Annotated in this window: 24 protein-coding genes and 2 pseudogenes; 11 read left to right on the top strand and 15 right to left on the bottom strand. The window is 71.3% G+C overall.

What is annotated here, in order from left to right; genetic code table 11:
• Positions 1-8 precede the first annotated feature (8 nt).
• The 3 genes from ACTXG6_RS04845 to ACTXG6_RS04835 form a co-directional block, all read right to left on the bottom strand.
• Positions 9-944 carry a VOC family protein gene (locus tag ACTXG6_RS04845; RefSeq protein WP_445186558.1) on the bottom strand — a complete coding sequence of 312 codons (936 nt, stop codon included), beginning with the start codon at positions 942-944 and terminating at the stop codon, positions 9-11.
• A 69-nt stretch (positions 945-1013) separates the two neighbouring features.
• The gene (locus ACTXG6_RS04840; protein ID WP_445186557.1) at positions 1014-1859 is read right to left on the bottom strand and encodes a fumarylacetoacetate hydrolase family protein; all 846 of its coding nucleotides are present in this window, start codon (positions 1857-1859) and stop codon (positions 1014-1016) included.
• Between the two features lie 68 nt (positions 1860-1927).
• On the bottom strand, positions 1928-3142 hold the full coding sequence (locus tag ACTXG6_RS04835; RefSeq protein ID WP_445186556.1) for an acyl-CoA dehydrogenase family protein: 1215 nt from the start codon (positions 3140-3142) through the stop codon (positions 1928-1930).
• Between the two features lie 154 nt (positions 3143-3296).
• Between ACTXG6_RS04835 and ACTXG6_RS04830 the strand changes: the two genes are divergently transcribed.
• Positions 3297-4016, top strand: coding sequence for a GntR family transcriptional regulator (locus tag ACTXG6_RS04830; protein WP_445186555.1), 720 nt, complete (start codon positions 3297-3299; stop codon positions 4014-4016).
• A 147-nt stretch (positions 4017-4163) separates the two neighbouring features.
• Here ACTXG6_RS04830 and ACTXG6_RS04825 read toward each other — a convergent pair whose 3' ends face one another.
• The 4 genes from ACTXG6_RS04825 to ACTXG6_RS04810 form a co-directional block, all read right to left on the bottom strand.
• Positions 4164-4751 carry a copper resistance CopC family protein gene (locus tag ACTXG6_RS04825; RefSeq protein WP_445186554.1) on the bottom strand — a complete coding sequence of 196 codons (588 nt, stop codon included), beginning with the start codon at positions 4749-4751 and terminating at the stop codon, positions 4164-4166.
• Complete coding sequence (locus tag ACTXG6_RS04820) at positions 4751-5527, bottom strand: YcnI family copper-binding membrane protein (RefSeq protein ID WP_445186553.1); 777 nt, start codon at positions 5525-5527, stop codon at positions 4751-4753. The genes ACTXG6_RS04825 and ACTXG6_RS04820 overlap by 1 nt, the downstream gene beginning before the upstream one ends.
• Positions 5528-5630: 103 nt before the next feature.
• Positions 5631-6224 carry a hypothetical protein gene (locus ACTXG6_RS04815; protein WP_445186552.1) on the bottom strand — a complete coding sequence of 198 codons (594 nt, stop codon included), beginning with the start codon at positions 6222-6224 and terminating at the stop codon, positions 5631-5633.
• Between the two features lie 71 nt (positions 6225-6295).
• Positions 6296-6808: a DUF6474 family protein gene (locus ACTXG6_RS04810; RefSeq protein WP_445186551.1), complete on the bottom strand. Its 513-nt coding sequence runs from the start codon at positions 6806-6808 to the stop codon at positions 6296-6298.
• A 163-nt stretch (positions 6809-6971) separates the two neighbouring features.
• Here ACTXG6_RS04810 and ACTXG6_RS04805 point away from each other — a divergent pair, with 163 nt between their 5' ends.
• The gene (locus tag ACTXG6_RS04805) at positions 6972-8627 is read left to right on the top strand and encodes a TM0106 family RecB-like putative nuclease (protein WP_445189912.1); all 1656 of its coding nucleotides are present in this window, start codon (positions 6972-6974) and stop codon (positions 8625-8627) included.
• 44 nt (positions 8628-8671) lie between these two features.
• Here the strand turns inward: ACTXG6_RS04805 and ACTXG6_RS04800 are convergent, their stop codons facing one another.
• Entirely contained in the window at positions 8672-9589 is a 918-nt protein-coding gene (locus ACTXG6_RS04800) for an aminotransferase class IV (RefSeq protein WP_445186550.1), read from the bottom strand.
• Positions 9586-10299, bottom strand: a complete 714-nt coding sequence (locus ACTXG6_RS04795) for a TetR/AcrR family transcriptional regulator (RefSeq protein ID WP_445186549.1) — start codon at positions 10297-10299, stop codon at positions 9586-9588. The genes ACTXG6_RS04800 and ACTXG6_RS04795 overlap by 4 nt, the downstream gene beginning before the upstream one ends.
• A gap of 173 nt (positions 10300-10472) precedes the next feature.
• Between ACTXG6_RS04795 and ACTXG6_RS04790 the strand changes: the two genes are divergently transcribed.
• From ACTXG6_RS04790 to ACTXG6_RS04750, 9 genes and pseudogenes are all read left to right on the top strand, one after another.
• The gene (locus ACTXG6_RS04790; protein ID WP_445186548.1) at positions 10473-11366 is read left to right on the top strand and encodes an MOSC domain-containing protein; all 894 of its coding nucleotides are present in this window, start codon (positions 10473-10475) and stop codon (positions 11364-11366) included.
• Between the two features lie 70 nt (positions 11367-11436).
• Positions 11437-13074: a CocE/NonD family hydrolase gene (locus ACTXG6_RS04785; protein ID WP_445186547.1), complete on the top strand. Its 1638-nt coding sequence runs from the start codon at positions 11437-11439 to the stop codon at positions 13072-13074.
• A 248-nt stretch (positions 13075-13322) separates the two neighbouring features.
• Positions 13323-14513 (top strand): lipid-transfer protein, encoded by a 1191-nt coding sequence (locus ACTXG6_RS04780; protein ID WP_445186546.1) that lies wholly within the window; start codon positions 13323-13325, stop codon positions 14511-14513.
• 26 nt (positions 14514-14539) lie between these two features.
• Positions 14540-14971 (top strand): type II toxin-antitoxin system Rv0910 family toxin, encoded by a 432-nt coding sequence (locus ACTXG6_RS04775; protein WP_445186545.1) that lies wholly within the window; start codon positions 14540-14542, stop codon positions 14969-14971.
• 5 nt (positions 14972-14976) lie between these two features.
• The gene (locus ACTXG6_RS04770) at positions 14977-15840 is read left to right on the top strand and encodes a MaoC/PaaZ C-terminal domain-containing protein (RefSeq protein WP_445186544.1); all 864 of its coding nucleotides are present in this window, start codon (positions 14977-14979) and stop codon (positions 15838-15840) included.
• 14 nt (positions 15841-15854) lie between these two features.
• Positions 15855-16733, top strand: coding sequence for an SDR family oxidoreductase (locus ACTXG6_RS04765; protein WP_445186543.1), 879 nt, complete (start codon positions 15855-15857; stop codon positions 16731-16733).
• A gap of 4 nt (positions 16734-16737) precedes the next feature.
• Positions 16738-17994, top strand: coding sequence for an acyl-CoA dehydrogenase family protein (locus ACTXG6_RS04760; protein ID WP_445186542.1), 1257 nt, complete (start codon positions 16738-16740; stop codon positions 17992-17994).
• A gap of 38 nt (positions 17995-18032) precedes the next feature.
• A pseudogene (locus ACTXG6_RS04755) lies at positions 18033-18164 on the top strand (acyl-CoA dehydrogenase family protein); the annotation flags it as partial.
• A 58-nt stretch (positions 18165-18222) separates the two neighbouring features.
• A pseudogene (locus tag ACTXG6_RS04750) lies at positions 18223-18354 on the top strand (acyl-CoA dehydrogenase family protein); the annotation flags it as partial.
• 22 nt (positions 18355-18376) lie between these two features.
• Here the strand turns inward: ACTXG6_RS04750 and ACTXG6_RS04745 are convergent.
• From ACTXG6_RS04745 to ACTXG6_RS04720, 6 genes are all read right to left on the bottom strand, one after another.
• Entirely contained in the window at positions 18377-19237 is an 861-nt protein-coding gene (locus ACTXG6_RS04745) for an SCO6745 family protein (protein ID WP_445186541.1), read from the bottom strand.
• Between the two features lie 110 nt (positions 19238-19347).
• Entirely contained in the window at positions 19348-20010 is a 663-nt protein-coding gene (locus tag ACTXG6_RS04740) for a sugar transferase (protein ID WP_445186540.1), read from the bottom strand.
• Between the two features lie 184 nt (positions 20011-20194).
• Positions 20195-20950: a transglycosylase family protein gene (locus ACTXG6_RS04735; RefSeq protein ID WP_445186539.1), complete on the bottom strand. Its 756-nt coding sequence runs from the start codon at positions 20948-20950 to the stop codon at positions 20195-20197.
• Between the two features lie 221 nt (positions 20951-21171).
• Complete coding sequence (locus tag ACTXG6_RS04730; RefSeq protein ID WP_445186538.1) at positions 21172-22398, bottom strand: acyl-CoA dehydrogenase family protein; 1227 nt, start codon at positions 22396-22398, stop codon at positions 21172-21174.
• A 60-nt stretch (positions 22399-22458) separates the two neighbouring features.
• Positions 22459-23085 carry a TetR/AcrR family transcriptional regulator gene (locus tag ACTXG6_RS04725; RefSeq protein WP_445186537.1) on the bottom strand — a complete coding sequence of 209 codons (627 nt, stop codon included), beginning with the start codon at positions 23083-23085 and terminating at the stop codon, positions 22459-22461.
• A gap of 56 nt (positions 23086-23141) precedes the next feature.
• The gene (locus ACTXG6_RS04720) at positions 23142-23618 is read right to left on the bottom strand and encodes a nitroreductase family deazaflavin-dependent oxidoreductase (protein ID WP_445186536.1); all 477 of its coding nucleotides are present in this window, start codon (positions 23616-23618) and stop codon (positions 23142-23144) included.
• Positions 23619-23676: the final 58 nt, after the last annotated feature.

Here is a 23676-nt window from a genome sequence, read left to right as displayed (position 1 = left end):
GGGACGTCTCAGGGGGCGGAGTGCGCCCCGACCATCAGCGCGGCCAGGTCCTCCGGCTTGAGGAACGACGCCGGCGGCGGCGGGCCCCAGTTGAACAGGCCCTTCGCGCCCTCGTGCGCCTCCGGCGTCCACAGCTGGTCGTCGAGGATCGAGTCCATGTCGGAGTAGTACTCGGAGAAGTTGCCGGCCGGGTCCTTCAGGTACCAGAAGAAGTTGGACCCGGCGTGGTGGCGGCCGAGCCCCCAGACGTGCCGCTCCGGGTGGTCCTCCAACATCGTCATGGCGCCGCGGCCGACCTCGTCCACGTCGTCCACCTGCCAGGACGTGTGGTGCAGGAAGGACACCGGTGCGGCCAACGCGAGCACGTTGTGGTGGTCGGTCGAGCAGCGCATGAACGCGCCGGCGCCGGCGATCCGGTCGGACAGCTTGAACCCGATGCCGTCCAGGAAGAACCGCTCGGTGCTCGCCACGTCGGTCGTCCCGACCACCACGTGGCCCAGCTTGCGCGGCCGCACCGGGGTGATCCGCTCCACGCCGGGAGCGCGCACGTTGGGCCGCTCCAGCCGGCCGGGGCCGTTGTACGGGGTGGCCGGCACGGTTGCCTGGTTCAGCCGCGCCCCGATCGCCACCACGGCGCGCGCCCCGGTGGCCGACTCCACCGCGCTCACCCGGTCCGCGCCCCTGGTCACCGGCACACCCAGCGCGGTGAGCTGGTGTTCGACGCGGTCCAGGTCGTCCCGGTCGTCGGCGCCGACGGTCAGCTCCACCAACCGGCGCCGAGGGCTGGGCACCAGGCGCAGCTGCTCGCCGCCGTCCAGGGTGCGGAAACCCCACTCGCCGGTGCTCTCGCGGACCCCGGTCAGCCCGAAGTCGGAGTAGTAGCGGGCGGTCTCCTCGACGTTCGGCACGCCGATGACAACCTGGGACAACCGATGCAGTGCCATGCCTGTCCTCCTTTGGACGGACCTGTGAGTGGCGTTGGCCGCGATACCGACCAACGCCACCCACAGGGGTTAGGCGCTGACGAACCGCTGGCGCAGCTCGCCGATGCCGGTGACGTAGGTGACCAGCTCCTCGCCCGGCTGCAGCCACCGCTGCGGGTTGCGGCCGAGCCCGACGCCGGCCGGGGTGCCGGTGAAGATCACGTCACCGGGCAGCAGCGGGAGCACCGCGGAGAGCCCCTCGATCACCCGGGGCACCGAGAAGATCAGCAGGCTGGTGCGTGAGTGCTGCACCGACTCGCCGTCGATCGCGCAGCCCAGCTCGAGGTCGTCCGGGTTGTCGAACTCGTCCGGGGTCACCACCCAGGGGCCGATCGGCGCGAAGCCGGGGAACGACTTGCCGACGTTGAACTGCGGCGCCGGGCCCTCGGTCTGCCGGATCCGCTCGGAGATGTCCTGCCCCACGGTCAACCCGGCCACGTAGGACCAGGCGTCGTCGGCGGACACGTTCTCCGCGCGGCGCCCGATCACCACCACCAGTTCGACCTCCCAGTCGGTGTGCCCTCCCGGCGGCAGCGTGACCGTGGTGACCGGCCCGGAGATCGAGGTGCGGAACTTGGTGAACACCGGCGGGAACTTGTCCGGCACGCCGAGCTTCGACTCGGCCGCGTGGTCGGAGTAGTTGAGCCCGATGCCGAACACCTGGGCCGGCGTCGGGGTCGGTGCTCCGAGGTCGGCCGCGTCGAAGCTGACCGCCTCACCCAGCTCCGCGCCCTGTGCCCAGCTCAGGAACTCGTCCCAGACGTCGTAGACGGCCTGCGGGTCCGGCCCGAACCGACCGGCGCTGGCCTTGTCCACGTCGACGGCGCCCTGCTCGGTGAACAGGGTCAGCCGGCCGGACAGATTTCCGATACGCACTCCGTATTCCTCCCTCGATGTCGTGACCACCGCGGGGGGCGCACTCGCCCCCGCTCCGGCGCCACGGATCAGACCAGTGGGGTCACGTCGCCGCGCAGGCCGAGCAGCGACTTGCCGTAGACCTCCGCGCTGATCTCAGGGTGGACCACCGCGTGCCGGCTGGCCACCTCACTGTCGCGCCAGATCCGCTGCAACGGGCTCACCTCGGCGAAGCTGGATGCCCCGTGCGCGGACACCAGCGTCCGGATCGCCTCCCTGGCGTAGGTCACCGCGACGCCGGTGTCCATCCGGGACTTGGCGCGCGCGTCGTAGTCCGGGTAGACGTCCTGCGCGGCGGCCTCGTCGATCTCGGCGGCGGCCCGGTAGGCGTGCAGGTGGGCGGAGTCGATCAGGGACGCCGACCTGGCCACGGCGAGCTGCACGCTGGGCGAACCGACCTGGTTCTCGTAGAACGTGTAGGAGATGGTCCGCTTCGGCGCCTTCTCGATCACCAGGTCCAGCGCGGCGGTGGCCAGCCCGAGCTGCGGACCGGCCAGGATCAGCGCGGACACCGGGATGAACGCGGAGCGGTACAGCGCCTCGTCGGTGAACGGGGTGGCGTAGTCGCCCTGGATCGCCTTGACCAGCGACAGGTAGCGGTGCGCCGGCACGAACACGTCGTCCGCCACCAGGGTGTTCGACGCGGTGCCCTTCATGCCGGCGACGAACCAGGTGTCCTCGATCGTCAGCTCGGTCATCGGGATCAGCACCAGGCCCTGGTCGCGGGGCGTGCCGTCGGCATTGACCAGCGGGATTCCGACCAGTGCCCACTGCGCGTGCGCCGAGCCGCTGGCCCAGCCCCACTTGCCGCTGACCCGGTAGCCACCGGGCACGTCGGTCGCGGTGCCGGTCGGGGACAGCACACCGGCGACCCGGTTGCCGGGGTGTTCGCCCCAGACGTCGTGCTGGGCCTGCTCCGGCCAGAGCGCGGTGAACCAGGCGCACACGTTCAGCAGGCTCGTCACCCAGGAGGTGGAACCGCAGCCCCTGGCCAGCTCGCGGGAGACCTCCAGCTTGGTGCGGAAGTCGGTCTCCAGTCCGCCGTAGCGCCTGGGCCGCATGATCGACAGCAGCCCGGCCTCGTCGATGGCGGTGATGTTCTCAACCACCACCTGGCGGTCGTCCTCGCTGCGCCGGGCGTTGGCGGCGAGTAGCGGGACCAGCTTCGCGGCCCGGCCGACCAGGTCGGCGCGCAGCTCACGGTCTTCGTCGGTGGCGCTGGGTCGGTCCAGGATGATGCTCATAGATCTCTCCCGGGGGGCCGCGGTGCGGGATTTCAGCGTGCTCACGTCATGGGCTCAGGTCACAGCTTCAGGTCACAGGCTGCGGGGGAAACCTCGACAAGTCAAGGCGTTTTCAACATTGCAGCGTGATGCTGAAGATGATTGACTCTCGCGCATGAGTCGCAGCGGCGTCCCCACCCGCGCCGAGCGGGTGTACGCCGAGCTGCGCGCGGACATCCTGGCCGGTCGGCGCCACCCCGGCGACCGGTTGCCGTTCGCCGACCTGTCCGCCCGCTACGGCGCCAGCATGGGTGTGGTCCGCGAGGCGCTCACCCGGCTGGCCGCCGAGGGGCTCGTCGAGTCGGAGCCGCAGTACGGCTTCCGGGTCATGCCGATCTCACCAGACGACCTGGGGCACCTCACCGAGGCCCGGCGCGCGGTCGAACCACTGGTGCTGCGGCTGGCGGTCGAGCACGGCGGGTTGGCCTGGGAGGGTCAGCTGGTGGCCGCGCACCACCGCCTGGAGCGCACCCCGGATCGGGCCGCCGATGACCCGGACCGGGTCAGCGAGGAGTGGGCAAGCGCGCACGCGGAGTTCCACGAGGCGCTGCTCGCCGGTTGCCCGAACCCGCGGCTGCGGGCCGTCGCCGCGTCGCTGCGGGACGCCGCCGAGCTGTACCGCCGCTGGGCGGTGTCCCTGGGCAGCGACACGCACCGCGACATCCCCGGCGAGCACCGGGCCATGCTGGACGCCGCCCTGGCGCACGACGCGGACGCCGCCGCGGCAGCCCTCAGCGCACACATCCAGCACACCACCGACGTGCTGCTCACCCGAGCCTCCACAGCGCTGGCCACCGTTGACGACTCGCTGATCGACCCCGCCACCAGCGCCTGACCCCCGCCCGGCCGGCGTGTCATCCCCCGCGAGTCGGGGTTCTCAGCAGGGTGAGTCGGGGTTTTCAGCACGCGGGCCCGGCCGTGCCGCTGCAGGTGAACCGGGGTGGCGGCGAGCCGGCCGGGCCCGCCGCCACCCCGGGTCGGGTCAGTCCCCGGCGCCCTTGCCCAGCCGCAGTGCGATCGCCGCGCCGGCGGCCACCAGCAGCACCCCGCCGAGAATCCACGGCCAGGCCGGGATGCCGCCGGAGCCCGAGCCGGAGCCCGAGCCCGAGCCGCCTGAGCCGGACCCGGTCGCCGACGGCGCGTTCGGACCCGCCGAGCTGCCCGCCGCCTCGGCCGCCGGCACGCCGTGCCCGGGGCCGGCCTGGGTCAGGGTGAAGCGCACCAGGCCACTCACCGGGTGACCGTCGTCGGACACGATCCGGTAGCCGACGGTGTACCCGCCGGCCGGCCCGAGCGGCTGGACCGGAGCGCTCACCGTGCTGCCGTCCACCGTCGACGGTCCGGCCTCGAAGTGGTTGCCGTCCGGCCCGACCACGGTGATCGTGCTGAAGTACTCCTTCACGGGCAGGTCGAACGTCAGGGTCACCTTGCTCGGCCCGGTGGCCAGGCTGGCCCCGTTCGCCGGGTCGCTGGCGGTCAGTACGTCGTGCGCGAACGCCGTGCCGGCGCCGAGTAGCAGCGCCAGCCCGGCGACCAGCCAGACCAGCAGCTGCCGGTAGAGCAGGCGCATCAGTTGCCCTGCCCGCCCCGCCGGCCCTTCAACACCGCACCGCCACCGAGACCGAGGCCGAGCGCGCCGAGGATCAGGCCGATCCCGCCCAGCCAGCGGGCCGTGTTGTCCACACCGCCCGAGCCGCCGGATGCGCCCGACGAGTCACCGGGACCGGCCGGGGTGGCCATCCCGTGCCCGGCCATGTCCATGTCGTGCGCCCCGCCCTCGCCGTCGACCAGCTTCAACGTGGGCGCGGGGTGCTCCGGCTCCGGCGCGCCCGGGGCCTGGGTCTGGTTCCAGTTCACCACGGTGCCGTCGTCGTAGGTCTGCACCGCCGGCATCACCAGGGAGTCGGTGTTGTCCGGCAGTGCGCCCAGCGACACCTCGAAGTCGGCGAACTCGGTCGGGGTGAGCTTGGTGCCGGGCTGCGCGGTCCAGGAGATGGTGTGCACCGCCTCGGTGACCTTGCCGTCGTCGGTCTCCACCGGCGGGTTCAGCGGCGCCTTGGTGACCACCGCGGTCCAGCCGGGCATCGGGGTCGTCCGCACCGAGGGGATCGGGTGGTCGGAGGGCAGCGTGACCTCGAGCTTCACCGTGTTGGCGGTCTCGGACTCGGACGGCACCCGGAAGGCGATCTTGGCGTAGCTGCCCTTGGTGGCGACGCCGGGCTGCGCGGTGACGTGGGCGAAGGCCACCCCGGAGGTGACCAGCGCGAGTGCGGCGGCGCCGGCGACCGCCAGGCCGGCGCGCAGCGGCGCGCGCCAGGGGGTGCGATTGGTTCGGGAGGTGCTCATGGTTGTTCCTGTCTCGGGTCTCCGCGCGGGAAGGCGCGCGGCGCGGCACGCCGCTGTGGCGGTGCCGGGGAGGGGAGGGTGTCGGGGGTTCGGGGCGCGCGGGTCAGTACCCGGCGGTGACCGGACATCGCAGCGGTGGCCCTCGGCGCAGGTGCAGCCGCCGACCGAGCACGCCGCGCAGCCGGGCGTCCAGCGGTCCGGTGACCACGCCGGGGCGGCCGGGGGGCTCGGGCGTGCGCGGCATCGACAGGGACAGCGGCAGCACTCGGGTCAGCGCGTGCGCGACGGTGAACACGGCTGCCTCGGCGCCGGCCAGCACCGCGGCGGTGATCACCGTGGCCAGCGCGTGCGCCCCGAACATCAGCACCGGCATCAGCGCCGGCACAGCGAGCGAACCGGGCAAACCGGACGAACCGGCGGAAGCCGTGTGCTCGTGCGAGCCGCCGAGCAACTGGAGCAACCCGTGCAGCGCCAATTGCGAGCCGCCGACCAGGACGAGGATGGCCAGTGGTCCGCGCCTGCGGTCGGCCAGGGTGATCAGGAACCCGGCGAGCAGCAGCGCGAGCACGATCAACAGCCCGAGGTCCGGCAGGGCGCCACCGGCCGCGCGGTGGCCGCCGTAGGTCAGCAGCGCACAGACCGACGCCGCCGACAGGCCGCGCGCTACCCGCGCACCACCTCGAGTCGGGACCGGCATCACCGGCGCAGCTTAACGGGCCGAAGACCGGTAATTGCCGAATGGCCTACTAGACAGATCGGTATTGAACCCTACTGATCAGCGGATGGACCCCGCGAGTCGACGCCGAGCAGGTTGAGAAGCTGTGGCTCGATCCGGTCCAGCTCGGCGCCAACCGCCCGGTGTGCGGCCCGGCGGCGTTCGGTCGGCATCAGCTCGGCGGCCCGGACCGCGGCGGTCAGGTCCAGCAGTCGGGGTTCGGTGTCCGCGACGAACTTGTCCACGGCGGCCGCGCCGCCCTCCCGGGCGCCGGAGTCGCGCAGCTGGCGCAGCGTGTTCGCGATGCCGTCGATCCGGGCATGCAGCGCGCCGCCCTTGCCGCTGTAGGTGTTCAGCTCGCCGGGGGTGACCCCCAGGCGGCGGGCCCGCCGGTCGTCCCAGGCGCCCCGGGCCACCGCGGCCGCGCGCATGGCGATGGGCAGCAGCACCGGCGCCAACACCTTGCCGACCGCGATCGCCCGCTTGGCGTTGCTCGCGGTGACCATGTCGGACAGGTGCCGTGCCGACTCGGCCTCGCCGGCTGCCTTGTCCTGTCGCCGCTTCATGCGCGACACCCTAGCCGTCTGGATCACCGAACGCCGTGCTCATCCACCGGAAGCGCGCTGCGTGCCGGACAGAACGACCCCACGAGGGTGGCCGGGAGGTGGCTGGCGTGTTGCCGACGCACGGATGTCGGGGAAGGTCTCTACTCTGCTTGGCGTGACGGTGATTGCGGGTCGGGTGGCGTTGGACGCCGCCGCTACGGTCCGCTGCCGCCGCCGGGTGCACCTCGACCACGATCCGGCCGCCGCCGGGGCGCCCCGCGCGCGCCCCGATCCCGCGCTGGAGCAGCGCCAGTCGGACTCGGTCTCGCACCGGGCCGAGGTCGGCGCTCAGCTGGCTGCCGCGCTCGGCGAGGGCTGGCTGGCGGTGCCGCCCGGGCGCCCGTCGGAGCGGGAGCAGGCCACCTCGGCGGCGGTGGCCGCCGGCGTGCCGTTCATCTGGAACGCGGCGCTACCCCTGGACCTTGCCGGTGCCCGGCGCGGCGAGGTCGACCTGTTGGTGCGCGCCGAGGACGGCGGTTACCAGCCGCTCATCGTGGTGCGGCACCGGGTGACCGACCCGGGCTCGGGCGCGCTGACCAGCCCGTTCCTTGCGCCGAGGGCCGAGCTCGCCGCGCCGGACCCGGCCCGCCGACCGCGCTCGCAGACTCGTGACCAGCTGCGCCTGGCCCATCTGACCAGGATGCTGCAGGTCACCGGGTGCGCCTCGGGCGCCAGCCTGGGCGGTGTGATCGGGATGGACGCGGACGTGGTGCTCTGGCACGACCTGGCGGCACCGAGCTGGCCGGGCGGGCGCAGCACGCTGGCCGAGTACGACGCCCGGTTCGCCGACCGGCTCGCCGTCGCGAACGCGGCGGCAACGGGCGCGCCGGCACTGGCCCAGCCGTCCCGGATCACCGAGTGCCGGCGTTGCCCCTGGTGGCCCACCTGCGAGGCGGTGCTGGCCGACGAGGGCGACGTCAGCCTGGTGTTGCGCGGTGAGGATGCTGTTGCGCTGCGTGCAATCGGTGTGACCAAGGTTACCGAGCTGGCCGCGCTGGATCCGTTCGGGCTGCCGCCGGTGCCACTGCACGGGATGCCGTTCGCCGACGCGGTGGCGCTGGCCAGGGCCTGGCAGCGGGGCCTGCCGGTGGTCCGCAAGGTGGCCAGGGTGCCGGTGGTCCGGGCCGACGTCGAGATCGATGTCGACATGGAGAGCTTCGGCGAGTCCGGCGCGTACCTGTGGGGGTGCCTGCTGTCCACGCCGGGTGGGGCCGACCTGGCCGAAAAGCTCGGCGAGCCAACCGGGTACCGCGCATTCGCCACCTGGGAGCCACTGCCCACCGTCGACGAGGCGCGCTCCTTCGCCGAGTTCTGGGGCTGGCTGCGCACGGTGCGCCGGCGCTGCGCCGAGCTCGGGCTGACCTTCGCGGCGTACTGCTACAACGAGCAGGCGGAGAACCGGTGGCTGCTCGGCTCGGCTGACCGGTTCGCCGGCCGGCCCGGGATCCCGGACCGCGCCGAGATCGTCGAGTTCATCTCCTCGGACCGCTGGGTGGACCTGTTCGCCGTGGTCAGCCAGTGGTTCCTGTGCGCACACGGCAAGGGGCTGAAGCGGATTGCGCCCGCCGCCGGGTTCAGCTGGCGCGACCCCGAGGCGAGCGGGGAGAACTCGATGCGCTGGTACCGGGACGCGGTCGGGATGGACGGCGCCCCGCCGCAGGAGGGCCAGCGCGAGCGACTGCTGCGCTACAACGCCGACGACGTGCACGCCACCCACGTGCTGCGGGAGTGGATGTGCTCGCCGGCACTGGAGCGGGTCCCGCTGGCCAGCGAGCTGTGACGGCACTCTTTCGGTGAGCGCGGTCGGCTGACGCCGAGCCCGGGTCAGTGAGCCGGGGCCGGCCCGTAGTCGACCGGCGTGAGGTAGCGCGGGTCCTTGTGCGCCTGCCAGTACCGCTCGCGCAGCAGGCTGGTGACCTGTCCCGGTAGCCCGGCGCCGACCGGCTCGCCGTCGAGCGAGGTGATCGGCATGACCCCGCCGGCGGTCGAGGTGGCGAAGAGTTCGGTGGCGCCGCGAAATGCCTGTTCGGAGATCGCGGCGGACCGCGCCCGGATGCCCTCCTCGGCCGCCAGCTCGAGGACGGTGCGGCGCGTGATGCCCTCCAGCGCGCCGGCTTCGGGGGTGAGCAGCTCCCCGCCGACCATGGCGAACACGTTGTAGCCGGAGCCCTCGGTCACGTAACCGTCGTGATCGAGCAGGATCGGATAGCGCGCGCCCCGGTCGTACGCCTCGTAGAGCCCCTTGGTCAGGTCGCCCCAGTGGAAGTTCTTCACCGTCGGATCCACCGAGCTCGCCGGAATCCGCCGGACCGTTGCCGCGATGACCGCGTCCATCCCGGTCTCGGCGTCCTCGGGGCGGAGGATCCAGACGTAGGGGATCGCGTAGGCGTAGAAGCGGTTCTCGAACGTGCGCGGGTCGCGTGAGCCGTCCCGGGGCACGCCCCGCGTGCAGATCACGTCCACGTAGGACTCGCGGAGCCCGGACAGCCGGACCAGCCGCATCAGGATCTCGGTGGTCTCGGCCCTGCTGAAGGGCAGTCGCAGCCGGAGGCCGGCGCAGCTGCGCTCGAACCGCGCCAGGTGGTCGTCCAGCCGGAAGAACGCCCCGTCCCACACGCCGACGACGTCGTAGGTCACGTCGGACCTCGAGAACCCGACGTCGGTGATCGGGACGCGGGCCTCGTCGACGGGCACGAACCGGCCGTCGACGAATGCGGCGCCCCGCTCGAATCCCGTGGTCATGATCCCAGTGTGGCGTGGAGCCGGCTGCGGAGTTCGGGAGCGAGGTGGCCGTCGTCGCCGCGAAGCGGCTCGCCGACGAGTCCGTCGAGGACGATCTCGACCCCCTGGGTGAGGGCGGTGAGCAGCTCGGGTCCGGTCAGCCGCAACCGGTCCGGGCGCAGTGCGAGCCCGATCACCCCGTTGAACGAGCCCCACAGGAACCGCGCGGTGTCCAGCGGCGAGACCGGGCGCAGCGAGCCGTCGCGCACGCCGTCGGCGACGACACGGGCCAGCGCCTGGGTCATCCGGTCGACGCGTTCGGCCATCATCACCGCGACCGGGCTGTCGGTGGACTCCTCGCTGACCCGCCCCTGGCGCAGCGCGACCACCCGGAACAGCTGGGGCGACTCGAGGTAGAAGCGCAGGTAGGCGCCGGCGGCGTCGATCAGCTTCGTTGCCGGCGGCAGTTCGGAGTCGTACACGGCGAGCATCTGGCGTTCGTTGTGCTCCAGGGCGCGCTCGACCACCGCCAGGTGCAGGTCGTCCTTGCCCACGAAGTGCTGGTACAGCGTTGCGACGGCGACATCGGCCGCCTCGGCGATCCGCGCGATCGTCGCCGACTCGGGGTCGGCCGAGGCGAAGAACTCCTCGGCGGCGTCCAGGATCCGGGCCCGGGTGCGGGCCTTGCGCCGATCCTGGCGCGGCGAGCTCTTCGATTCAGTCGTGGACATGCGCTCCCCATCGCGTGCGTCGTCACTCCGCAGGTTAGGCGCTCCGAGAGGCGTCGGGTGCTGCTACGCCGTGTTCCCCGGTGGCGCTCGCGCCTTGAACGTCACGGGTTTACATTAGCAGAATAAGGTTCTATTTTTGGAACATTGCACCGATATGAACGGGGAGAGACAGCATGGGTACCGAACGGATCGGCACGGTCGTGGGGCTCTGGCGGTTCCCGGTGAAGTCGATGCTCGGCGAGCGTGTCGAGACGGTGGACATCACTGACGTCGGCATCGTCGGTGACCGCGGCCACGCCCTGATCGACCGGCAGACCGGCAAGGTGGTCAGCGCCAAGCATCCCCGGCTATGGCCGGACCTGTTCGCCTGCCGGGCCCACTACCTCCGGCCGCCCCGGGTCGGGCAGCCACTCCCGCCGGTACGGATCGACCTCGCGGACGGCACCGCGCTGCGCAGCGACGACCCCGATGCCGACGCCGTGCTGTCCCGGTTCTTCGGCCGCGAGGTGCACCTGGGGCGGTTCGCGCCCACCGACTACACCATCGACGAGTACCACCCGGACATCGAGCAGCTCAACCCCGCCGGGGAGCGGGACGTGCTGGTGGAGATGAAACTGGGGTCGGCGCTGTTCGCGGCCCTGGGGTGGCCGTCGGCGGTCCCGGAGGGCTCGTTCATGGACCTGTTCCCGCTCAGCATCCTGACCACCTCCACACTGGAGCACCTCGCGGCCCTGGGAGTGGGAAGCGACTTCGACCTGCGGCGGTTCCGGATGAACCTGATCGTCGAGACCCCCACACCGGGGTTCGCGGAGAACACCTGGGTCGGCGCCGCGCTGCACGTCGGCGACGCGGTCCAGCTGGCGGTCCCACTGCCCACCCCCCGCTGCGTGATGACCACGCTGGCCCTGGAGGAGCTGCCGGCCGATCCCGGGGTGCTGCGCACGATCGTGCGGAACAACCGGCTCGCCCTCGCTGACATCGGCCGGTACCCCTGCGCCGGCGCGTACGCCACCGCCACCCGCACCGGGACCATCCACACCGGCGACACCGTCGCCCTGGCCGCCTGATGCACCGCCTGATGCACCGCCTGATGCACCGCCTGATGCACCGCGGCCGAGACGAAGGACGGGTATCCCGGTGACCCTGCAGAGCCGAGCTGTCGAGCGCATCCTGCACCTGCCGCCGGCGGTGACCCGCAGCGTCGCGGTCATCCGGGGTCAGCGGATACCGACGCCGGACGGGGTCGAGCTGCTCGCCGACGTGTACCGGCCCCGCCGGGTGCCGGGTGCCCCGACGATCCTGATGCGCACCCCGTACGGGCGCCGGGGTCTGGTCAGCCGGCTGATCTGTCGCACCTTTGCCGAGCGCGGCTACAACGTCGTGGTGGCCACCTGCCGGGGCACGGACGGCGCCGGTGGGGTGTTCGACCCGTTCCTGGACGACCGCAAGGACGGGCTGGCCACCCTGGACTGGGTCGAGGAGCAGACCTGGCACAACGGCAAGGTGTTGATGTTCGGCCCCAGCTACCTGGGCTACGTCCAGTTGGCGCTGGCCCCCGACGCCGGCGACCGGATCACCGCGCTGGTGCCCATGATCACCACCTCCGGGTTCCGGGACAACTGGTACTACGGCGGCGCGTTCGAGCTGGCCGGGCTGCTGGCCTGGACCGCGCGGATGGTGACCCTGGAGCGCAGCAACCCGCTGAAGGCCGACGTCCTGGAGCTGCTCGGCGACAAGCGCGCCCGCAGGGCCATGACCCACCTGCCGCTCGCCGAGCTGGACAAACTCGGCACCGGACGGCAGGTCGACTGGTTCCAGCGCTGGCTGGTCACCGAGCAACCCGGCGACCCGTACTGGGGGCCCGACCGCGAACACCGGGACCGGATCGGCCAGATCACCGCGCCGACCCTGCTGTTCGGGGGCTGGCACGACGTACTGCTGCTGGGCCAGCTCGACGACTACGCCGCCATGCGCGCCGCCGGCCGCAACCCGTACCTGACCGTAGGCCCGTGGCTGCACGTCTCCTTCGAGATGTTCGCCGAGGCGGTGCGCGAGTCGCTCGTGTGGTTCCGCGCGCAGGTCACCGGCGACCACACCCCGGTGCGGGACCAACCGGTGCGGCTCTACCTGCAGGGTGCCGAGCAGTGGCGGGAGTACCCGGAATGGCCACCGCCGGGCACCGCGCCGCAGACCTGGTACCCGCAGCCGGACCGTCGACTGGCCACCACCCCGCCCGGCGACGGCGCGGACCGGTTCCGCTACGACCCCGCCGACCCGACACCCACCGTCGGCGGCCCGCTGCTCGACCCCAAGACCGGCGGCCGCACGGACAACGCCGAGCTCGAGGCCCGGCCGGACGTGCTCACCTACACCAGCACCATGCTGCGCGAACCGCTGGACGTGATCGGCCCGGTGTCCGCGACCATCCAGCTCCGCACCAGCACCGGGTACGCCGATGTGTTCGTCCGGCTCTGCGACGTCGATCCCGACGGCCGGTCGGTCAACGTGTGCGACGGCCTCCAGCGGATCACCCCGGAGACGTTCCCGGCGGACGCGGACGAGACGCACACCGTGCCGGTCCGGCTGTGGCCGACCGCGTACCGGTTCCGACCGGGCCACCGGCTGCGGCTACAGATCTCCGGCGGCTCGTTCCCTCGGTTCGCCCGCAACACCGGTACCGGGGAGCCCCTCGGCAGCGCCACCCGACTGGTCCCGACCGACCACGAGATCCGGCACCTGTCCAGCATCACGCTGCCGGTCCAACCCGGTACCTGACCCGCGCGCGGGCGCGAACCGCGGGAGCAGCTCGACGAGCCGGGCCGGTGTCTCCACCTGCGGCATGTGCCCGACCCGGGCCAGTATCTCGGTGCGCACGCCGGGCAGCGCATCGGCGGTCCCATCTCCGTGCCACTCCCTTGTGCTCGGGTCGGCCGGCGGGGTCGGTGGCCCGGACCACGATTGCCCTCCGCCGGAGTCCATGGTTACATACAGACAGCGCTGCATGTAAATGAGGAGGATGTGGCATGTCAGGTCGGGTGTACGTGGTCGGCGTCGGGATGACGAAGTTCGAGAAGCCCGGCCGCCGCGACGGCTGGGACTACCCGCACATGGCCAAGGAGTCCGGCACCAACGCACTCACCGACGCTGGGATCGGGTTCGACCAGGTCCAGGCGGCGTATGTCGGTTACGTCTACGGCGAGTCCACCTCCGGGCAGCGCGCGGTCTACGAGTTGGGCATGACCGGCATCCCGGTGGTCAACGTCAACAACAACTGCGCCACCGGGTCCACCGCGCTGTACCTGGCCGCGGAGTCGATCCGGGGCGGCCGCGCGGACTGTGCCCTGGCGCTGGGCTTCGAGAAGATGAAGCCCGGCTCGCTGGGCATGATGTACGAGGACCGCGAGCAGCCGATGATGAGGCACATCGCGGCGCTCGCGGAGATCTCCGAGGTGCTCTTCCCACCGGCGCCGTGGATGTTCGGCGCGGCCGGGCGTGAGCACATGAGGCTCTACGGCTCCACCGCCGAGCAGTTCGCCAAGATCGGCTACAAGAACCACAAGCACTCGGTGAACAACCCGTACGCGCAGTTCCAGGACGAGTACACGCTGGAGCAGATCCAGCAGTCGCGGATGGTCTACGACCCGCTGACCAAGCTGCAGTGCTCGCCCACCTCGGACGGCTCCGGGGCGGCGATCCTGGCCAGCGAGGCCTTCGTGGAGCGCCACGATCTCGCCGCGCGTGCGGTGGAGATCGTCGGCCAGGCGATGACCACCGACTTCGCCTCGACCTTCGACGGCACCGCGAAGAACCTGGTCGGCTTCGACATGAGCCGCCAGGCCGCGCGCCAGGTGTACGACCAGTCCGGGCTCGGCCCCGAGCACTTCCAGGTGATCGAGCTGCACGACTGCTTCTCCGCCAACGAGCTGCTGACCTACGAGGCGCTCGGCCTGTGCGCCGAGGGTGAGGGCGGCAAGCTCGTCGACAACAACGAGACCACCTACGGCGGCCGCTGGGTGGTCAACCCCTCCGGCGGCCTGATCTCCAAGGGCCACCCGCTGGGCGCCACCGGGCTGGCGCAGTGCGCCGAGCTGACCTGGCAGCTGCGCGGCACCGCGGCCAAGCGCCAGGTGGACAACGTCACCGCCGCCCTGCAGCACAACATCGGCCTCGGCGGCGCCGCCGTCGTCACCGCGTACCAGCTCGCCGACCGCTGAACCCCCTAAGCAATAGGAAAATCGCCATGGGTCAGATCACTGCTGCCATCAACCTCACAGCCCTGCCGCACAAAGTGTGGTCGGAGTTCTCCAACCCGAACAACTTCGAGAAGTGGCTCACCATCCACACCAAGTGGAAGGGTGACGTCCCCGCGCAGTTCAGCAAGGGTGCACAGGTCGCCGAGGTGGTCACCATGCTCGGCATGCCGAACACCATCACCTGGACCGTCGACGAGTTCGACGCCCCGCACAAGCTGGTCATCTCCGGCACCGGGATGGCCGGGGTGAAGGTCAGCTTCGCGCTGTCCGTGGCCGCCGACGGTGCCGGCTCCAAGGCGACCATCGATGCCTCCTTCGAGGGCCAGATGATCGTCGGGGCGCTCGGCAAGGCGGTGGAGAAGGACGGCAAGAAGAACCTGGACACCTCGCTGGTGAAGTTCGCCGCGCTGGTCGGCTGATCGCGATGGCCGACGACGAGCTGAAGTTCGACAAGAGCGGGTTGGACACCTGGACGCCACCGTCGACCTTCGAGGTCACCCGGGAGCGGCTGGTCGAGTACGCCAAGGCGACCAACGACCCCATCGCGGGACACCTGGCCGGGGACGCCGCCAACCCGGTGTTCGCGATCGTGCCGGTGTTCCAGTCGCTGCTGGAGCCGGCCATCGAGGTGGTGCCGCTGGAGCTGTTCGGCCGGGTGCTGCACGGTGAACAGGACTTCCGGTTCCACCGCCCGATCCGCCCCGGCGACACGCTCGTCTCCAAGGGCACCATGACGGGCTGGCGCGGCCAGGACAACGGCACGGCGGCCTGCGTGTACCTGGAGTGCCGCGACGCCGCCGGCGAGCTGGTCAACGAGCAGTACGTGACGCTGTTCGTGCGGAAGTTCAACACCGGAGACACGGTCGGCACGCTCGCCCCGGACCACCGGTTCGACGAGTCGCTGCGCGCCCAGCCGCCGACCGCGACCATCACCCAGCACGTCGACGACGACCAGACGTTCCGGTACGGGCCTGCAGCCGGCGACCCGATGCCCATTCACCTGGACGAAGAGGCGGCGAAGGACTCCGGGCTGCCCGGGATCATCGCGCACGGCCTGTGCATGCAGGCCTTCACCTCGTGGGGCCTGCTGACCGAGGTCGGCGGCTCGGACGTGTCCCGGTTGAGGCGACTCGCGGTGCGCTTCGCCAAGCCGGTGCTGCCCGGCCAGGACATCACCACCTCCATCTGGCGCGGTAGCTCCGCCGACGGGGTCACCACGTACTACTTCGAGACCACCGTGGGCGACGACGTTGTGATCAAAGACGGCCTTGCCGAGATCGCTGACTGAGCGGAGAGCTGATCATGGGAGCACTGGACGGGCGAGTCGCCGTCATCACCGGGGCCGGGCGGGGCATCGGGCGTGAGCACGCCCTGCTGTTCGCCGCCGAGGGTGCCAGCGTGGTGGTAAACGACCTCGGCGGCAACAACGACGGCTCGGGGGCGGACACCGGTCCGGCCCAGGAAGTGGCCGACGAGATCACCGCCGCCGGCGGCAGCGCGGTCGCCAACACCGACAACGTGGCCACCTGGGCCGGCGCGAAGGCGCTGGTGGAGCAGGCGGTGGCCGAGTTCGGCAAGCTCGACGTGGTGGTCAACAACGCCGGCATCCTGCGCGACGCGTTCCTCGCCGGGATCGAGGAGCAGCAGTGGGACTCCGTCATCGCGGTGCACCTCAAGGGCCACGCCGCGGTCCTGCACCACGCCGCCGCCTACTGGAAGGCCCAGTCCAAGGCCGGCAACCAGCCGAACGGCGCGGTGATCAACACCTGCTCCGCGTCCGGGGTCACCTTGCCGAACGCCGGCCAGGCCAACTACGGCGCCGCGAAGGCCGGCATCGCCGCGCTGACCCTGGTGGCCGCCGAGGAGCTGGAGCGCTACGGGGTGCGGGTCAACGCGATCGCGCCGATCGCCCGCACCCGGCTCACCCTGGCAACCCCGGGGATGGGCGCGATCTTCGCCCAGGAGGTCGAGGAGGGCGAGTTCGACATGTTCTCGCCGGCCAACATCGCGCCGCTGGTCGCGTACCTGGCGACCGAGAAATGCCCGCACACCGGCCAGGTGTTCGCGGTGCAGGGCGGCTCGATCCAGAGGCTGCAGGGTTGGACCGTGAGTGCGAGCACCGAGTCCGACGACCCGTGGACCATCGACGACGTCGACGGTCGCCTGGCCGAGTGGGCCTGACGCCATGATCGAGTGGTCCCAGACCGACGTCCTGATCCGCGACTCCGTCCGGGAGTTCGTGGACAAGGAGATCCGCCCCCACCTCGACCAGCTCGAGAGTGGCGAGCTGCCGCCCTACGACATCATCCGCAAGCTGTTCGCCGCGTTCGGCATCGACGCGATTGCCGCGCAGGCCACCAGGAAGATGCTCGAACGGCAGCGGGCGAAGGAGGCGGCGGCCGCGGCGGGCGAGCCGCCGGCGGAGAAGAAGAAGCGCTCCGGCGGCGGCACCGGCCAGGAGTCGATGGCCGCACTGGTGGCGAGCGAGCTGGCCGGGGTCAGCCTCGGTCTGGTCGCCTCGATCGGCGTCAGTCTCGGGCTCACCGCCGCCACGATCACCTCGAAGGGCACCCTGGCGCAGAAGGAGCGCTGGCTGCCGAAGCTGGCCACCTTCGAACACGTCGGCGCCTGGGCGATCACCGAACCGGACTCCGGTTCGGACGCCTTCGGCGGGATGAAGTCCTACGTCAAACGCGACGGCGAGGACTACGTCTTGAACGGGCAGAAGACGTTCATCACGAACGGCCCGGACGCGGACGTGATCGTGGTCTACGCCAAGCTCGACGAGGGCGACCCGGGTACCGCGAAGCGCGACCGCAAGGTGCTGACGTTCGTGCTGGACAGGGGCATGCCGGGGCTCACCCAGGGCAAGGCGTTCAAGAAGATGGGCATGATGTCCTCGCCCACCGGGGAGCTGTTCTTCGACAACGTCCGGCTCGGCCGCGACCGCCTGCTGGGCGAGCGGGAGCCCAGCGCCGATGCGGGCGACAGCAAGAGCGAGGTCCGCTCCGGCTTCACCATGGAGCGCATCGGCGTGGCCTCGCTGGCGCTCGGCATCATCAACGAGTGCCACCGGCTCTGCGTCGACTATGCCAAGAGCCGCACGCTCTGGGGCCAGGAGATCGGCCGTTTCCAGCTGATCCAGCTCAAGCTGGCCAAGATGGAGATCGCCCGGATCAACGTGCAGAACATGGTCTTCGCCGCCATCGAGAAGCAACGGGCCGGCAAGACCATCTCGCTGGCCGAGGCTTCGGCGATGAAGCTGTACTCCTCCGAGGCGGCCACCGAGGTGGCGATGGAGGCGGTGCAGCTGTTCGGCGGCAACGGCTACATGGCCGAGTACCGCGTCGAGCAGCTGGCCAGGGACGCCAAGTCGCTGATGATCTACGCGGGCAGCAACGAGATCCAGGTGACGCACATCGCGAAGGGGCTGCTCGCGTGAGCGTGCACCGGTCCGGCTGGCTGGACTCCGACACCGACATGCTCGCCGAGATGGCGCGGAACTTCTTCGAGAAGGAGTGCGCGCCGAACGAGCAGCGCTGGGGCCGCCAGCAGCACGTGGACCGGGAGGTGTGGCTCAGGGCCGGTGAGCTGGGTCTGCTGTGTGCGTCCATCCCTGAGGAGTACGGGGGCGGCGGCGGGACGTTCGCGCACGAGGCGACGATCGCGCGTGCAGCTGTTCAGCGGCTACGGCTACATGGCCGAGTACCCCATCGCCAGGCTGTACGCCGACTCGCGGGTGCAGAAGGTCTACGGCGGGTCCAACGAGATCATGAAGGAGATCATCGCGCGCACCCTGTGACCGGGCTGACCGGACGCCCGGCTTACGGGCGCGGGGCGCCCATCGGGTTGGGCACCGGGATGACTCCGGTGTCGACGAGGTGCCGGCTGATCGGCGCGGCCAGGTCGATGGCCCGTTCGACGCCGGTCGGCCCGAGGCGTTCGACGGGCGCCTCGGCGAGCCGGTCGGTGAGCTCCTCGATGTCGCGGCGCAGCGCACCACCGACCTCGGTGAGCCGGCCGTCGCGGTCCAGGATGCCCCTGGCCCGCAGCTCGCTCAGCGACTGGGCCCAGTCCTCGTCGCTCCAGCCCCGGCTCGGCTGGATGACCTCCCGGGTGATCGCCCCGGTGGCCACGAGGGTCAGCGTGGCGTCCAGCCCGCGCAGCCCGGCGCCCACCGCGGCGAGCACGTGGCCGTCGCCCCGGTGCTCGCGCAGGATCGTGGTCGCCAGCCAGGCCGACGCCACCGGGTCCGCCGGGCGGGGCGCTGTGGACCACGCGGCGGCCAATGGGCGGCCGTCGAACCGGCAGCCGGCCACCGCCTCCCACAGCAGGCCGGACAGCTCGGTGAGGTCGGCGATCGCGGTCGGGTCGAGGCTCGCGCGCAGGGCGGCCGCGGCGCCGGTCATCCGGGCGTCCAGCACGGCCGCGGGAGCGGCGAACCCCCAGGCGTCCGGGATGGCCCTGGCGACCATCGCGGGGGCGAACCCGTAGGCCATCGCGGCCACTACCTCCGACGGCACCGGACCCAGCGGCGCCACCCGGCTCGCGAAGTAGCCCATCCAGAAGCCGCGCAGCCCGACCCGGCGGACGGCCTCGGCGGATTCGGGGGCGAAGTAGGCGACGGCGTGGATCGGTTCGATCGCTTCCCAGAACCGCCTGGCCAGGGTGGGGGTCGGTGCCATGGCTTCACCCTGCCGCACGGTGAGCTGCCCGGCACGGCGTCGCCGTCGCGGCCACCCAGAACGTGGCGGCCGGCCCGGCCCGGGGCCGGTGAACGCTGTTCAGGACCCGCCTAGCGGGCGCTGCTGTCCCGGAGCACCGAGGGCAGGGTGCGGACCAGGATCGAGATGTCGCTGATCAGGTTGCGGGTCCGCACGTAGGTCAGGTCGAGGTGCAGCATTTCGAGGGTGCCCATCGCGGAGCGGCCGCTGACCTGCCACAGCCCGGTGATGCCCGGCCGCACGGAGAACCGGGGGCGGAACTCGGCCGGGAACATCTGCGCTTCCCACTCCAGGCACGGGCGGGGGCCGACCAGGGACATGTCGCCGACCAGCACGTTGAGCAGCTGGGGTAGCTCGTCCAGGCTGGTCGCGCGCAGGAACGCGCCGACCCCGGTGACCCGAGGGTCGCTGTCCAGCTTGTAGCTGCCGTCGATCGAGGTGTCCTCACCGCGCAGCTCGGCCGCGATCAGCGCGCGCAACATCTCGTCGCCGACGCCGGTGTGCATGGTGCGGAACTTGTACATGGTGAAGGTGCGGCCGCCGAAGCCCACCCGCTGCTGCTGGAACAACGCCGGGCCGACACTCGTCCAGCGGATCATCATCCCGATCACGATCAGCGGGATGGCCAGCACCAGGAGGCCGAGGATTGCCACTGTCAGGTCTACGACGCGCCGGGCGACAGACTCCCAGGTAGCTGCCGTGGGCAGCGGGAAGTCGAGTACGGCCTCAGGCATCGAACCCTCCAACAGCGGTCGCCGGCAACGTGCGCACCGAGCTGAAGGCGCGACTAACAACGTCTAACGAGCGGGAACGGTCAAGGTTCGCGTTGTCGGCGGATCCCTCGACAGCCGATCCATGGTGATTCTCAGCGCGGATCTCAGGGGTCAGTGTGGTTGCGGACATCTGCGGCTGGCCGGCTCAGGTGTATCCGAGCTTGTTGCTGCAGCCGGGCCAGGCATGCCAACCCTTGTCACGCTGCACCTTCTTGGCGACGGCGATCTGCTGCTCGCGGCTGGCCTGGTCGGCCGTCGGCGCGTACTGCCGGCCCCCGTAGGCCCGCCAGGTCGCGTCGTTGAACTGCAGGCCGCCCTTGTAACCGTTGCCGGTGTTGGCGTCCCAGTTCTGCGTGCTCTCGCACTGGGCGAGCTTGTCCCACCTGGCTTCCTGCGCGCTCGCGCTGGGCGACTGCGACTGCTTCCAGGACGGCTTCGCCGGCTTCTGCCAGGTGTGCGTCTTCGGTTCCTTCCAGGACGGCGAGTCGGTGTGCCGCCAGCTGGGGGAGTAGTCGTCGGTCGCCGCTCTGGATGAGCGGTGGCTGCGCCACGACGGCGTTTCGCCGTCGGCCGAACTGCCCGAGTCGTCGTTCCGGGAGCTGGCCGAGTCGTCGGAGTTGTCCGAGTCGGACGAGTTGTCGGAGTCGGACCAGTCGCCCGAGTCGGTCGAGTCCCGGCTCGACGAGTCCGAGTCGCTGGTCGAGTCGCTGGCCGAGTCGTCGTCCGACCAGTTGCCCGAGTCGTCGTCGGCCCACTTGGCCGAGCCCCGGTCGGTCAGCGTCGGCGTGGCGGCCACCGCCGTCCCGGCGATCGCCAGCGGCACGGTCGCCATCACGGTCAGCGTGCCGACCCGCGCCAGGCACAGGGATGTGTTCGTGGGCTTGCGGTGGCGACCAGACATCGAACTCCAGACACGACGAACACCAGGGCTTGGACGCGCTGTTCCAGTTGATCCAACGAGGGGGAGCGTGGATCGGTGCAACGTAGGGTAATCGAATCGAGATCTTTGGCAACACTGCGTGCCCGGTGTGTCCCGTACCGACCCGCGTGCAAGGTTCGTGCAACGGTGGCCGCCGCCCGAGCGGCGCGTGACTCTCGAGGTCGTTCAGGTCTTAGCTGACCTCAGCCGGTGACGTCGCGACCGATCAGGTTCCGCGCGATGATCCACTGCTGCAGTTCGTTGGCGCCCTCGAAGATCTCCAAGATCTTGGCGTCCCGGTACATCTCCTCCAGCCGCACGGACTCGCCGCTCTCGGCGACCTCGCGCGCGAAGCCGACGGCGCCGTGGATCTGGATGGCCTCACGAACCAGGTCGTTGGCCAGCTTGGTGCCGTACGCCTTGGCCATCGCGGCCTCCGGCTCGGCGGAGCGGTCGCCGCGGTCGAGCAGCGTGGCGGCCTTCTGGTAGAGCGTCCGGGCGCACTCGATCTCGGTGGCGCGCTGCGCCATGGTGAACTGCCAGTGCTGCATCCTGCCCAGCGGACCGCCGAACACGTGCCGGGTGCGCAGCCGCTCGACGGCGAGGTCGAGGGCCGCCTGGGCGACGCCGACGCCCGCCGCGCCGATCCCGATCCGGCCCCGGACCAGCGCGGACAGTGCGACACCGAGGCCACCGCCGGCGGTGCCGAGCAGGTTCTCCCGGGGCACCTCCACGTTGTCCAGCACGATGTCGGCGGTGATCTGGCCTCGGTGGCCCATCTTCAGGTCCGGCCGGCCGACCCGGACGCCCGGCGAGTGCAGGTCGATCAGCAGCATGGTGGCGCGGTCGGTGTGCCCGGCGCGGCAGAGGATGGACACCCAGCCGGCGACCACGCTGTTGGTGATCCAGCGTTTGCGGCCGGTCACGACGAAGCCGTCCGGTGTCTCCTCGGCGACGGTCTGCATGCGCTCGGCGGTCAGGTCCGAGCTCGTCTCCGGTTCGGTGGTGGCGAAGGAGAACGCGGTGCGTCCGCTGGTCAGCTCGGGGATCAGCCGGGCGCGGACCTCGTCGCTGGCGAAGGTCAGGGTCTGCGGCACCAGGATGCACTGGCCGTCGTAGACGCCGGCCATCGAGGACGAGTGGTACGCGATCTCCTCGGTGACGGTGCAGGTGCCGAGCATCGGGTGCTCCAGGCCCCGGCCGTAGTCGGCGCCGAACGGGACCGTGAACAGGCCCTCGTCGGCCAGGCCGCGGAAGGCCTCCCAGGGGAAGCTGTCCACCGACTCCTCGCGCCGGCCGATCTCCCTGGCGAACGGGGCGAGCCGCTTCTCGACCGCGGTCCGGGCCTCCGCGCGCAGCGCCACGATCTCCGGCGGCAGCCAGACGTCGTGGGTCATCCGGTCCTGGGTCCGCGGCGGTGCGGTGGCCATCAGCGCGCTCCTTTTTCGACTGCCCGGAAGAATACAGTCATGCGTGACCGTTTTGCCCGATCAGTCGAGCAGCGTCCTGCGGGCGAGCCGTTTCCACATCGGCAGGTGGGGGTCGGTGCCCGGGTCCCGGGGCTGCACCGCGTAGCTGAGCGCCACCCCCCGCATGCTGGTGAGGAGCAGGTCGCGGACCTCGGCGAAGCTGTCGTGGCCGCTCAGTTCCGGGCCGTACATGGTCTCGATCACGTGGCGGACCGCGCGGCCCAGCTCACGTTCGGTGGGGGCCAGCTCGCCGCGCAGCTCGTCGTCGGTGCGGGCGGCGTGCCAGAGCTCCATCGCGGCCCAGAAGTACGGTTGGCGAAACGTCTCCCAGAGCAGCTCGGTGGCCCGGTCGATGCGGTCCGCGCCGGTGGTCTGGCGCTGCTCGGACTCGGCGATCCACCGCTCCATCTCACTGATCCGCTCGCTGGCGAGGTGCTGCGCGGCGGCGACCAGCAGGGCGGCCCGGGACGGGAAGTGGTGCAGCAGGCGACCTCGGGTGACGCCGGCCCGCGCCTGCACGGTGACCGTCGTCGTGCGCTCGTAACCGTCAGCGACCAGGCACTCCACCGCGGCATTCAGGATCAGCGCCCTGGTGTGTCCCCGGCGCTCTTGCTGGGTGCGAGCGACCCGCTGTTCTGGCGCCACCACGCCCCGACAATATCCGCACCGCCCGGCCGACCGGGGGTGACCGCGTCGGGCGAGGCTCAGTCGGGTGGCACCGGGGTGAGGATGACGACCGGGATCTGGCGGCCGTCCGTGCGGCGCTGGTAGTCCGCGTAGCCCCGGTAGAAGTCGACCGACTTGCGCCACAGCCGGTCCCGCTCGGCGCCGGTGGCCTCGGAGGCCAGGTAGTCGCCGCTGCGCGCGCCGGCCAGCACCGACACCCTGGGGTTCTTGCGCAGGTTGTGCAGCCAGGACGGGTGGCTCGTCGCGCCGCCCTTGGACGCGATGAGGGTGATCCGGTCGCCGTCGGTGCCGTACACGAGCGGGTTCTCCCGGGTGTGGCCGCTGCGCGCGCCGGTGGTGGTCAGCAGCAGCACCGGGTAGCCGACACTCACGCTGAACCGCCCACCGGTGGCCCGCAGCAGTGGCCGGTCGATGTGCGGGAACACCCGGACGTAGAGGAAGGCGCCCGCCCTGGAGCCCGCCGCACGCTGGGCCAGGTCCCGCAGGCCGCTCACACTCGGTTCCGGTTCGTCACGCCGTTGAGTCTGGCGCAGACCGGGGCGACGGGCTTGG

It is taken from the genome of Pseudonocardia sp. Cha107L01, from assembly GCF_052566575.1.
This window is presented reverse-complemented; position numbering and strand designations above follow the sequence as displayed.